This window comes from Ramlibacter sp., from assembly GCF_035706265.1.
Classification (GTDB): Bacteria; Pseudomonadota; Gammaproteobacteria; order Burkholderiales; family Burkholderiaceae_C; genus Ramlibacter.
Map to the genome: position 1 here is coordinate 1 of NZ_DASSVG010000018.1, position 11,787 is coordinate 11,787.

The 11,787-nt window shown below is 71.5% G+C and carries 10 protein-coding genes and 1 tRNA gene; 4 read left to right on the forward strand and 7 right to left on the reverse strand.

All coding sequences use genetic code 11. The annotated features are described in order from the left end of the window. From VFM98_RS00685 to VFM98_RS00700, 4 genes are all read right to left on the reverse strand, one after another. The coding region (locus VFM98_RS00685) for a trigger factor family protein (RefSeq protein WP_325107959.1) at positions 1–257 on the reverse strand (257 nt) is incomplete at its 3' end. Positions 258–283: 26 nt separating this feature from the next. Next, positions 284–370: transfer RNA gene (locus tag VFM98_RS00690), tRNA-Leu, on the reverse strand. 252 nt (positions 371–622) lie between these two features. Continuing rightward, complete coding sequence (locus VFM98_RS00695) at positions 623–3,796, reverse strand: efflux RND transporter permease subunit (protein WP_325107960.1); 3,174 nt, start codon at positions 3,794–3,796, stop codon at positions 623–625. A gap of 7 nt (positions 3,797–3,803) precedes the next feature. Further along, the gene (locus VFM98_RS00700) at positions 3,804–4,973 is read right to left on the reverse strand and encodes an efflux RND transporter periplasmic adaptor subunit (RefSeq protein WP_325107961.1); all 1,170 of its coding nucleotides are present in this window, start codon (positions 4,971–4,973) and stop codon (positions 3,804–3,806) included. 116 nt (positions 4,974–5,089) lie between these two features. Here VFM98_RS00700 and hpnC point away from each other — a divergent pair, with 116 nt between their 5' ends. Genes hpnC through hpnE form a run of 3 tightly spaced genes read left to right on the forward strand, consistent with a single transcriptional unit; the run spans position 5,090 to position 8,153 of the window. Then, complete coding sequence (gene hpnC, locus VFM98_RS00705) at positions 5,090–5,947, forward strand: squalene synthase HpnC (protein WP_325107962.1); 858 nt, start codon at positions 5,090–5,092, stop codon at positions 5,945–5,947. A 59-nt stretch (positions 5,948–6,006) separates the two neighbouring features. After that, the gene (gene hpnD, locus VFM98_RS00710; protein WP_325107963.1) at positions 6,007–6,849 is read left to right on the forward strand and encodes a presqualene diphosphate synthase HpnD; all 843 of its coding nucleotides are present in this window, start codon (positions 6,007–6,009) and stop codon (positions 6,847–6,849) included. After that, positions 6,846–8,153, forward strand: a complete 1,308-nt coding sequence (gene hpnE, locus VFM98_RS00715) for a hydroxysqualene dehydroxylase HpnE (protein WP_325107964.1) — start codon at positions 6,846–6,848, stop codon at positions 8,151–8,153. Before hpnD ends, hpnE begins: the two co-directional genes overlap by 4 nt. A 170-nt stretch (positions 8,154–8,323) precedes the next feature. Here the strand turns inward: hpnE and VFM98_RS00720 are convergent, their stop codons facing one another. Continuing rightward, a complete protein-coding gene (locus VFM98_RS00720; protein WP_325107965.1) occupies positions 8,324–9,016 on the reverse strand; it encodes an HAD-IA family hydrolase in 693 nt (230 codons plus the stop codon). Between the two features lie 17 nt (positions 9,017–9,033). On the opposite strand from VFM98_RS00720, the gene hemH reads away from it, so the two are divergent. Then, positions 9,034–10,107 (forward strand): ferrochelatase, encoded by a 1,074-nt coding sequence (hemH, locus tag VFM98_RS00725; RefSeq protein WP_325107966.1) that lies wholly within the window; start codon positions 9,034–9,036, stop codon positions 10,105–10,107. 80 nt (positions 10,108–10,187) lie between these two features. Here hemH and VFM98_RS00730 read toward each other — a convergent pair whose 3' ends face one another. Both VFM98_RS00730 and VFM98_RS00735 read right to left on the reverse strand, forming a co-directional pair. After that, positions 10,188–11,075, reverse strand: a complete 888-nt coding sequence (locus tag VFM98_RS00730) for an alpha/beta hydrolase (RefSeq protein ID WP_325107967.1) — start codon at positions 11,073–11,075, stop codon at positions 10,188–10,190. A gap of 39 nt (positions 11,076–11,114) precedes the next feature. After that, positions 11,115–11,787, reverse strand: a 673-nt coding sequence (locus VFM98_RS00735) for a 3-hydroxybutyrate oligomer hydrolase family protein (protein ID WP_325107968.1), incomplete at its 5' end; no start/stop codon positions are given.

An 11,787-nucleotide genomic window follows, 5' to 3' on the forward strand; every position in this document is an offset into this window, starting at 1 on the left:
ACGCGCAGCTTGGCCTCGTTGGCGGCGGCGGCGAAGGCCTCGCCCACCTTGTCGTTCATCACTTCGTAGTGCACCGAGTAGCCATAGCGCTGCGCCACCACGGACAGCGGCACCTTGCCGGGCCGGAAGCCGTCCATCTTCACGGTGCGCGCCAGCTTCTTGAGGCGCTGGTCCACCTCCGACTGGATCGCGTTGACGGGCAGCGTCAGCGTCATCTTGCGTTCCAGCTTGTCCAGGGTTTCTACGGTCACGGCCATGATCAATCTCGGTTGGAAAAAACGCGTGGTGCGCGGGGTCGGACTCGAACCGACACGCCCGTGAAGGCGTCAGGACCTAAACCTGGTGCGTCTACCAATTTCGCCACCCGCGCAAGGATCACTGAAAGGGAAAGCGGACGGCCAGGAAACCCCCGACCGCCCGCTCGAATCCGGTCAACCGGCGATTTTAACCGGAGAGGCCCCAAGAGGAGCGAGGGGGGGTTGGAGGTCGGGAGAATTCGGACTTCCGGACGCAGAGGACGCGAAAGATACGCAGAGGACGCAAAAGGGACAAGAACACCTCGAAAGGTTTCTTTTGCGTCCTCTGCGTACCCTTTGCGTCCTCTGCGTCCGGAAGTCTGCTTTCAAGCGGCGTCGGCCGCCAGCAGGGCCGCCCCTGGCTCACCCTTCTCCTCGCGCCGCACCCGGAACCACGCCGCGTACATCGCCGGCAGCGCCAGCAGCGTCAGCACCGTGGCGACCACCAGCCCGCCCATGATGGCGACCGCCATCGGTCCCCAGAACACCGAGCGCGAAAGCGGGATCATCGCCAGCACCGCCGCCGCCGCCGTCAGCGCGATCGGCCGCAGCCGGCGCACCGCCGCCTCGACGATCGCGTCCCAGGCCGGCACGCCGCGCCGGCGGTCCTGCTCGATCTGGTCGATCAGGATCACGGAATTGCGCTGGATCATGCCCATGAGCGCGATCACCCCCAGCAGCGCCACGAAGCCGAACGGCCGATTCAGCGCCAGCAGCGCCCCGGCGATGCCGGCCAGGCCCAGCGGCCCGGTCAGGAACACCAGCATCGCCCGGCTGAAGCTCTGCAACTGCAGCATCAGCAGGGTGAAGATGATGAACAGCATCACCGGCACGCCCACCGCGATCGAGGAGGAGCCCTTGCCGCTTTCCTCCACCGCGCCGGCCACCTGGATGCGGTAGCCCTGCGGCCAGCCCGCCTCCAGCTTCCTCAGCTGCGGCAGCAGTTCGGCCGTGACGGTGGCGCCCTGCAGGCCTTCGACGATGTCCGCCTGCACCGTGATCGCGTAGTCGCGGCCCTCGCGCCACAGCACGCCCGGCTCCCAGGTGAAGACCGGCCGGGCGATCTGCGTCAGCGGGATCGCCTTGCCCGAGGCGGTGGGCAGGTAGGCGTTGGCGATGTCGCTGATCGCATCGCGCTCCTGCGCCGGCTGGCGCAGCACGATGTCGATCAGCTTGTCGCCCTCGCGGAACTGGCCGACCGGGGTGCCGCTCAGGACGGTGCGGCTGGCCTGGGCGATCGACTGGCTGGTGACGCCCAGCGCGCGCGCCTTGGCCTGGTCGATCTCCAGCCGCATCACCTTGACCGACTCGTTCCAGTTGTCGTTGACGCCGCGCGTGTTGGGGCTCTGCCGCATCGCGGCCTTGACCTCGTCGGCGCGCTCGCGCAGCTGCTGCGGCTCGGGCCCGACGACGCGGAACTGCACCGGGTAGGCCACCGGCGGGCCGTTGGCCAGCAGCTTCACGCGGCCGCGCACCTCCGGGAATTCCTGCGCCAGCAAGGCCGGCAGCCGCAGGCGCAGCGCCTCGCGCGTGGCCAGGTCGCGCGGCTGGATGATCAGCTGCGACACGTTGGTCTGCGGGAACACCTGGTCCAGCGGCAGGTAGAAGCGCGGCACGCCGGAGCCGACCCAGGTGGTCACGTCCACCACCTCGGGCATCGCCAGCAGGCGCCGCTCGAAGCGCTTGGCCACTTCCTCGGTGGCGGCATACGAGGTGCCTTCCGGTGCCCACAGGTCGACCAGGATCTCCGGCCGGCTGGAATCGGGGAAGAATTGCTGCTGCACCAGCCGCATGCCCGCCACGCCCAGCGCGAAGGTGAGCAGCGTGGCGCCGATGGTGATCCAGCGGTGCTCCACGCACCAGTTCACCGTGGCGCGGAAGCGGCGGTAGAAGGGCGTGTCGAAGTGCTCGTGGTGCTCCGCCGACACCGGCTTCTCCTTCAGCAGCACCGTGCCGAGGTAAGGCACGAAGAACACCGACACCAGCCAGCTCAGGACCAGCGCGATCACCGTCACGCCGAAGATCGCGAAGGTGTATTCGCCCACCGTGGACTTCGCCATGCCGATCGGCAGGAAGCCGGCCGCGGTGATCAGCGTGCCGGTGAGCATCGGCATCGCGGTCACCTCGTAGGCGAAGGTGGCGGCGCGGACCTTGTCGTAGCCCTCCTCCATCTTCCGCACCATCATCTCCACGGCGATGATGGCGTCGTCCACCAGCAGGCCCAGCGCGATGATCAGGGAGCCGAGCGAGATCTTGTGCAGCCCGATGCCCCAGTAGTGCATCGCCAGGAAGGTCACCGAGAGCACCAGCGGGATGGTGATCGCCACCACCAGGCCTGGGCGCATGTCGACGTACCAGCGCTTCCACAGCGGCAAGCCGGTGCCGGCGCGGCGGTGCAGGCCCAGGCTCAGGAAGCTCACGCCCAGCACGATCACCACCGCCTCGACCAGCGTCTTGACGAACTCGTTGATCGAGGTGGCGACGGCCTTGGGCTGGTCCTGCACCTGCACCAGCCGGATGCCGGCCGGCAGCTGGTCGTCGATGCGGCCGACGGCGGACTTGAGCGAGTGGCCCAGGCGGATGATGTCGCCGCCCTTGGCCATGGAGACCCCCAGCGCGATCACCTCCTTGCCGCCGTGGCGCACCTTCACCTGCGGCGGGTCGACGTAGCCGCGCCGCACTTCGGCGATGTCGCCCAGGCGCAGCTGGGGGGCCCCGGCCCCGCCGCCGCGGATCGGCATCGCGCGCAGTTCCTCGATGTCGTGGAACTGGCCGCCCACGCGCACCTGCACCACCTCCTGCGGCGTGTGCACGGCGCCGGCGGATTCGACGGCGTTCTGCTGCCCGAGCTGCGCCAGCACCTGGTTGAAGTCCAGCCCCAGCTGCGCCAGGCGCTGCTGCGAGATCTCGATGTAGACCTTCTCGTCCTGCACGCCGAACAGTTCGACCTTGGCGACGTCGGGCACGCGCAGCAGCTGCTGGCGCACTTCGTCGGCGAAGGTCTTCACCTCGGCGTAGCTGTAGCCGGCGTCGGCCTCCAGCGCGTAGATCACGCCGAACACGTCGCCGTATTCGTCGTTGAAGAAGGGCCCCACCACGCCGGCGGGCAGCGTGCCGCGCATGTCGCCGACCTTCTTGCGCACCGTGTACCAGACCTGCGGCACCTCGTGCGGGGGCGCCGACTCGCGCAGCACCAGCACCACCAGCGCCTCGCCCGGCTTGGAGTAGCTGCGGATGATGTCGGCGTGCGGCACCTCCTGCAGCGTGCGTTCGAGCTTGTCCGTGACCTGCTCGGCGACCTGCTGCGCGGTGGCGCCGGGCCAGAACACGCGCAGGATCATGGCGCGGAAGGTGAAGGGCGGGTCCTCGTCCTGCCCGAGCTGGAAGTAGGACGCCACGCCCAGCACCATCAGCACGATCATCAGGTAGCGCGTGAGCGCCGGGCGCTGCAGGGCCCAGCGCGAGAGGTTGAAGCGCTCCCGGGTCGGTGTCTCGCTCATGGGGCGTTCAGCGGGTGGCGGAGGTCAAGGTGGCCTGGGCGGGAGGGACGTTCGGCCCCTCGGTGGCCAGCGGGGGAGCGGCTGCCGTCCGGTCCTGCCAGATCGTCACCTTCTGCCCCGGCGCGAGCACGTGCACGCCGGCGGAGACCACCAGCATGCCCGGTGCGAGGCCGGCGGCGATCACCGCCTCGTTGCCGTCGGCGGAGGCGACCTGCACCGGCTGCGACTTCACCGTCATCGTGGCCTGGTCCAGCACCCAGACGGCGCTGCCTCGCCCTTCCTGGCGCAGGGCGCTGGTGGGGATCCGGATCACCTGCGCAACGCCCTGGTCGCGCATCTGCGGCAGCACCGCCACGGTGGCGCCCAGCGGCGGCTGGCTGGCGCCTTCCAGCGCCACCTTCACGGCATAGGTGCGGGTCACGGGGTCGGCACTGGCCGCCACTTCGCGCACGCGGCCGGTGAGCGTCTCGTTGCCGGCCCAGGCGCGCGCAGTCACTTCGGTGCCGGGGCGCACGGCGGCGAGCCGGTCCTCCGGCACGGCGAACACCACGTCGCGCGGCCCGTCCACCGCGATGCGGACCACCGGCGTGCCGGCGGCGACCACCTGGCCAGGCTCGGCCTCGACCGCCGTGACGACGCCCGACACGTCGGCGACCAGGTTGGTGTAGCGGGCCTGGTTGCCCTGGGCGGCGAGCTGGGCCTGGGCCTGGTCGAGTTGGGCCTGCGCAGCCTTCAGCGCGGCCTCGCGCCGTTGCAGCTCGGCGCCGCTGATGAAGTTCTGCTCGCGCAGCGTGACGTAGCGCCGGTAGTCGGCCGCGGCGAGGTCGCGGTTGGTGGTGGCGGCGGCCACCTGCGCCCGGGCCGCATCGGCGGCGAGGCGGTAGTCCTGCGGGTCGAGTTGCGCCAGCAGCGCGCCGGCGTGCACGTGCTGGCCCACCTCGGCCTGCCGCTGCGTGATCTTGCCGGCGACGCGGAAGCCCAGGCGCGCCTCCGTGCGCGGCTTCACCTCGCCCGCGAACTCCTGCTGCTGGCTCAGCCCGGAAGGGCTGACGGTGATCACCTTGACGGCGCGGATCGGCTCCGGCGCCGCTTCCGGACGGGAGCAGCCGGCCAGGGCGAGCGCCGCCACGGCGGCGGCGCCCCAGAGGGCGAGGCGGGAGGGTGAGGCTTGGTGCATGCGGCGACGGGGATGGCGTGACAGGAAGCGCGGCGGGGGCCGGACGCGTATCTTACTGACTGACCGGTTAGTAATCTAGGAAAAAGGCTCAGCCACGTCAAGCGACAATCGGCTGCGTGACCCCGACGCCCGACGGCCGGCTCCGCCCGGTCGAGCACTACGAGAACTTCCCCGTCGCCTCCTGGCTCTGCCCGCCCCGGCTGCGCCGACCGGTGGCCGCGATCTACTGGTTCGCCCGCACCGCCGACGACCTGGCCGACGAGGGCGACGCCCCCGCAGCCCGGCGCCTGGCCGATCTTGAAACATATAGTAACGACCTGCAGGCTTGCTACCGCGCAGCGCCCGATTCGGGCCGCTGGTCGGGCGTCTTCGCCGCCCTGCGCGGCGCGATCGACGCCTTCGCCCTGCCGCAGGAGCCGCTGGCCCGCCTGCTGGACGCCTTCGCGCAGGACGTGCGCAAGACCGCCGCTGGCGAAGGCTATGCCGACCGGGAGGAACTGCTCGCCTATTGCAGCCGCTCGGCCGACCCGGTGGGCCGGCTCATGCTTCACCTGTATGGCGTCCACGAAGCGGAAGCGCTGGCGCAGAGCGATGCCATCTGCAGCGCGCTGCAACTGATCAACTTCTGGCAGGACCTGGGCGTGGACGTCCCGCGCGGGCGCTACTACCTGCCGGCGCAGGACTGTCGCGCGTTCGGCCTCGATCCGCAGGCGCCGCAGACCTGGGCCGCGCACCCGCGTGCGCCCGAACTGGTGGCCGACCTGTGCGCGTGGGCCCGCGGGCTGATGCTCTCCGGCGCGCCGCTGGTGCACCGCGTGCCGGGCCGCGCCGGCTGGGAGCTGCGCCTGGTGGTGCAAGGCGGCCTGCGCGTGCTGCGCCGCATCGAGCGCCTGGGCTTCCGCACCCTGCAGCAGCGGCCCAGGCTCGGGCCCGCCGACCTGCCCCCGATGCTGTGGGGTGCCGCGTGGATGTGAGAATCACGCCCCAGCGCCCCCACCCCAACCCTCCCCCAGAGGGGGAGGGAGAACCCCTTATGACGCCGGAACAGTACGTCCAGCAGAAGGCCGCCGCCTCCGGCAGCAGCTTCTATTACGCCTTCCTCTTCCTGCCGCCGCCGCGTCGCGCGGCGATCACGGCCTTCTATGCCTTCTGCCGCGAGGTCGACGACGTGGTCGACGAGGTCAGCGACCCCGGCGTGGCACGCACCAAGCTCGCCTGGTGGCACACCGAGGTGGCGCGCGCCTTCGCGGGCGAGCCATCGCATCCCGTGATGCGGGCGCTGATGCCCAGCGTGCCGGCCTTCGGCCTCGAGCAGGAGCAGCTGCAGGCCGTGATCCGCGGCTGCGAGATGGACCTGGAGCAGACCCGCTACCTCGACTTCGCCGGCCTGCAGCGCTATTGCCACCTCGTGGCCGGCGTGGTGGGAGAGGTCTCGGCGCGCATCTTCGGCCAGTCGCGCCCGGAGACGACCGCCTATGCGCACAAGCTGGGGCTGGCCTTCCAGCTCACGAACATCATCCGCGACGTCGGCGAGGACGCGATGCGCGGGCGCATCTACCTGCCCGTCAACGAGCTGCAGCAGTTCGACGTCAAGGCGCACGAGATCCTGCAGCGCAAGCACTCGGATCGCTTCATCGCCCTGATGCGCTTCCAGGCGCAGCGCGCCCACGCGCTGTACGAGGAGGCGCTCGCCCTGCTGCCGGCACAGGACCGGCGTTCGCAGAAGCCGGGCCTGATGATGGCGAGCATCTACCGCACGCTGCTGCGCGAGATCGAGGACGAGGACTTCCGGGTGCTGAACCAGCGCATCAGCCTCACGCCGGTGCGCAAGCTCTGGCTGGCGTGGAAGGTGCAGGCGCTGGGGCGCATGGCGTGAGGGTTGCCGTCCTCGGCGCCGGCTGGGCGGGCCTGGCCGCCGCCGTCGGCGCCACGCAGCGCGGGCACGCGGTCACTTTGTACGAGGCGGCCCGCACGCTGGGCGGCCGGGCGCGCTCGCTGGCCGTGCCCCTGCCGGGCGGCGGCACGGTGCTCCTGGACAACGGCCAGCACATCCTGGCCGGCGCCTACGTGGAAACCTTGCGCCTGATGGAGCAGGTGGGCGTGGCGCCGCAGCAGGTGCTGCACCGCATGTCGCTCGTGCTGCGCCATCCCGATGGCAGCGGAATCGCGCTGCCGGACTGGCCCGCACCGTGGGACGCCGCCGCCGGCATCCTGGGCGCGCGCGGCTGGGACTGGAAGGACAAGCTCTCTCTGCTGCGCGCCTCGCGGGGCTGGCAGCGCGCGCGCTTCCAATGTGATCCGGCGTTGACGGTGGCGCAGCTCGCGGCCGGCCTCACGCCGCGTGTGCGCGAGGACTTGATTGCGCCGCTGTGCGTGTCGGCGCTGAACACGCCGCCGGAGCGCTCCAGCGCGCAGGTGTTCCTGCGCGTGGTGGGCGATGCGCTGTTCGGGCACGGCTACCGCGGCTGGGGCGGATCGAACCTGCTGGTGCCGCGGCAGGATTTGGGGCAGGTGTTCCCGGATGGGGCGCAGGCGTGGCTGGCGGCGCATGGGGCGCAAGTGCGCGTCGGCGTGCGGGCGGAGCAGGTGCGCAGCGGCGCGCGGCCGGAGAACGTGCACCCGCGCGCCACCGCCTGGGAAGTGGACGGCGAAGCCTTCGACGCCGTGGTGCTGGCCTGTCCGCCGGCCGAGGCGGCGCGGCTCGTCGCCGCCAGCGGCGTCGCCGCACCGGCTTGGCTCGCGTCCGCGCAAGCGCTCTCGTACGAGGCGATCGCCACGGTGTACGTCACCGGCGGCCCGCGGCTGGCCCGGCCCCTGCTGGCGCTGCGCAGCGGCCCGGGCGCGCCGGCGCAGTTCGTGTTCGACCGCAGCCAGCTCGGTGGCCCGCCCGGCCTGCTCGCGTTCGTCGTGAGCGCGAGTCCGGCCGGCAAGGAGGCGCTCGAACGCGAGGTGCTCGCGCAGTCAGCCGCGCTCGGCTGGCCGGTGCAGCCCTTGAAGACGGTGATCGAAAAGCGCGCGACCTTCGCGTGTACGCCGGGGCTGCAGCGGCCCGGGCCCGCGATCGCGCCCGGGCTATGGGCGTGCGGGGATTACGTCGAAGGGCCCTACCCTGCGACGCTGGAAGGTGCGGTGCGGTCGGGGCTGGCGGTGGCGGGGATGCTGGGAACGCAGCGGGCCTGATTTCGTAGGCTGGCGCTGAGCGCGGCCGAGGCGACCGCCTCGGCCGCCGAAGCCCAGCACTCCGCTGCGCTCGCGCATCGCTGGGCTTTCGCTTCGCTCCAGCACCAGCCTACGCGCCAGCCGCGCCAGCCGCGCAAGCCGCGCAAGCCGCGCAAGCCGCGCAAGCCAGCCTACGCGAACAACTCCACCAGCTCCGACAGGTGCTCCACGATCGCATGCGGCTCCGGCTCGTGCGGCCACGGCGAATCGCTGCGGTTCACCCAGGCCGCCTGCATGCCGGCATTGAGCGCGCCCAGCGCATCGAGGGTCGCGTCGTCGCCGATGTGCAGCACGCGATCCGGCCAGAGGTCGACTGCCCCCGCGGCGGCATGGAAGATGCGCGGGTCCGGCTTGCCGACGCCGAACTCGCGCGCGCAGATGCAGGCGCGGAAGTAGCGCGCCAGGCCGATGCGCTCCAGGTCCGCGTTGCCGTTGGTCACGGCCACCAGCGGATAGCGGCCGGCCAGGAAGTCCAGCACCGGCAGCGCGTCGGCGAACAGGATCACGCGCTGCCGTTCGGCGAAGAACACCTCGAAGGCGGGATCGGCGAGCGCCGGGTCCTCGCCGGCGCGGTGCAGGGCGAGCCGCACCGATTCGCGCCGCAGCGCGCTCATGTCGTGCTTGAGGTCGGGCCGGGCGAGCGACATCTCCTCGCGGATCTCGCGCAGCGCCGGCGGGCTGGAGAACAGCGCCGCCGTCATCGGCGCATGCACCGTGAGCCAGTCGTGCAAGGCCTTCTCGGCGCGTTCGATCGTGGGCCAGATCGGCCACAGCGTGTCGTCGAGGTCGATGGTGATCGCGCTGATTTTCCCGGCGTCGAGCATGGCGGCGAGAATACCGCATGCCCGTGACCGCCCGTCCCTCGCCCGTGACCCGCCCGCCGCAGGGGCAGGCACCCCGCACCGCCGTGCTCCTGTGCAACCTCGGCACGCCCGATGCGCCCACGCCCGACGCGGTGCGGCGCTACCTGGCGGAATTCCTGGGGGATCCGCGCGTGGTGGAGATCCCGCGCGCCGCCTGGCTGCCGATCCTGTACGGCGCCATCCTGCCGCTGCGCTCGCGCCAGTCGGCCCACAAGTACCAGAGCATCTGGACGCCGGAAGGCTCGCCGCTGATGGTGTGGACCGAGCGGCAGGCCAAGCGCCTGCAAGGCTGGCTGGGCGAGCGCGGCCACCGCGTGCGCGTGGCCCACGCGATGCGCTATGGCCGCCCCGCGATCGCGAAGGAGCTTGACGCGCTCGCCGACGCCGGCGCCACGCGCATCCTCGTGCTCACCGCCTATCCGCAGTACTCGGGCACGACGACGGCGAGCGTCATCGACGCGGTGGTCGACTGGACGCGCACGCGCCGCCACATCCCCGAGCTGCGCTTCGTGAACCGCTACCACGACGACCGCGGCTACCTGCAGGCCCTGGCCCACCGAATCGAGCGCCACTGGCGCGAGCACGGCCGCCCCGAGCACCTGGTCATGAGCTTCCACGGCGTGCCCGAACGCACAGTGAAGCTCGGCGACCCCTACGAAGCCGAGTGCCGGACCACGGCGCGCCTGCTGGCCGAGTGGCTGCAGCTCGAGCCGCAGCAGTACACCCTGAGCTTCCAGTCGCGCTTCGGCAAGGCGAAGTGGCTGGAGCCCTACACGCAGCCGACGGTGGAAGCGCTCGCGCGCCAGGGCGTGAAGCGCCTGGACGTGGTCTGCCCCGGCTTCGTGGCGGACTGCCTGGAGACGCTGGAGGAAATCGGCATGGAAGTGCGCGATGCCTTCCTCGCCAACGGCGGCCAGGAGTACCGCTACATCCCGTGCCTGAACGACGAGACGGAGTGGATCGGTGCGCTGGGCAACATCACGCTGCGCCACCTGGCGGGGTGGGAAACGGCGGGAGCAGAGACGGAGGCAGCGACGTTGGCCAGTTCGTAGGCTGGGGCTGGAGCGAAGCGAAAGCCCAGCGATGCGCGAGCGCAGCGAAGCGCTGGGCTTCGACGTTGGCCCGAACCACCCTACGCCATCACCGCCGCCCTCGCCTCCGCCTGCTCGATGAACCCGCGCACCGGATCGAGCTGCGACGGCACGTTCAGCGCCGGCGCATGGCCGCAGCCCGGAACTTCGACTACGCGGGCGAGGCCCAGCGCGCCGGGGCCGCGCGTGAGCATCTCCGCCGCCGTCTCGGGCAGCACCAGGTCCGATTCCGCGCCGCGCAGCAGCAGCACCGGGATGCGGATGCCGTCGTAGTGCTCCCACAGGTCGTAGTCGCGTGGATGCTCGGTGAACTGGCGCGCCATCGCCGGGTCGTAATGCGGCGTCACGCGGCCATCGGGCAGGCGGCGGGTGGAGGTCTCCGTCAGGCGGCGCCACTGCGCGTCGCTGAGCCAGCCGTAGGGCTTGTACACCTCGCGGAAGAAGGCCTCCAGTTCCGCCATGGTGGCGAAGGCCGGCGGGTCGCCCGCATAGGAGCGGATGCGCTCGATGGCCGGCTGCGCCAGCCGCGGCGCGTTGTCATTGAGCACCAGGCTGAGGATGCGCCCGGCCAGCTGCGGCTGCAGCAGGCCGCCCGCGCACACCGTCCCGATCGCCCCGCCCATGGAGGTGCCGACCCAATGCGCCTGCGCGATCCCCAGCCGGTCGAACAGCTCCGCCGCCAGCCGCGCGTAGAAAGCGAGGCAGTACTCGCGGGCCGGATCGGGGCTCCACTGGCTGAAGCCACGCCCGAGCGTGTCGGGGCAGATCACGCGGAAGCGGTCGCACAGCGACTGCGCCAGTTCGTCCATGTCGCGGCCCGTGCGCGCGAGCCCGTGCCAGGCGATCACGGCCGGCCCGTCGGCGGGGCCCCACTCGGTGAAGTGGATCTCCCGCCCCGCGCAGGCGACGTAGTTGGAAGTGAAGTGCATGCGGGTCCTCTCCCCCGGGGCGCCGGGCGCCCCGCTCCTTTACTGCGGCACGGTCAGTGTGTTTCCTGTGAAGCCGATCCGGTCGCCGGCCGCCGGGGCCGCGCTGATCGGCGGGACGTTCGCCGCCGTCAGTGCCGGCGCGGCGCCCGGCGCGCCACCGCGCGGCGTGGTGCGCACGACCTGGCTCGGCGGCAGCGGGGCTCCATTGCGCAGGTGCGCGTACATCCTGTCCATCGCCTCGTTGAAGTAGACGTGCAGCGGGATGAAGCGGGTGTCGAAGCCGGAGAACGGGATGAAGGTGTCGAAGTGCTGCCCGTTGGTCACTTCGATGTAGCGCAGCCGGCTCTTGCCGCCTTCGCGCACGTGGTTCAGCGCGGTGTACGCGCGGGCGTTGTTGTTCACGGGCACGAGGGCATCGCTGCGGCCGGCGACGATCAGCGTCGGCGTGCCGCGCAGGTCGCCGTCGAACAGCACTTCCGCGATGCCGGCCTGCACGGCCCGGCTCTGCGCCCGCGTCGGCGTGCTGGTCGCGGTGAGCGCTGCGCCGGTGACAGGATCGGTTCCGGTGACCAGCGCGCGCTGGCACAGCGCCGTGTCGAGGCCGAAGTCGGCCGCGCCGGTGGACGCCGACAGCGCGAACTGCCAGGCCTTGGATCCGCCCGGCGAGCGGTCGTACACCGGGGTGACGGGCGTGCCGTTGGCGGTGCCGTTG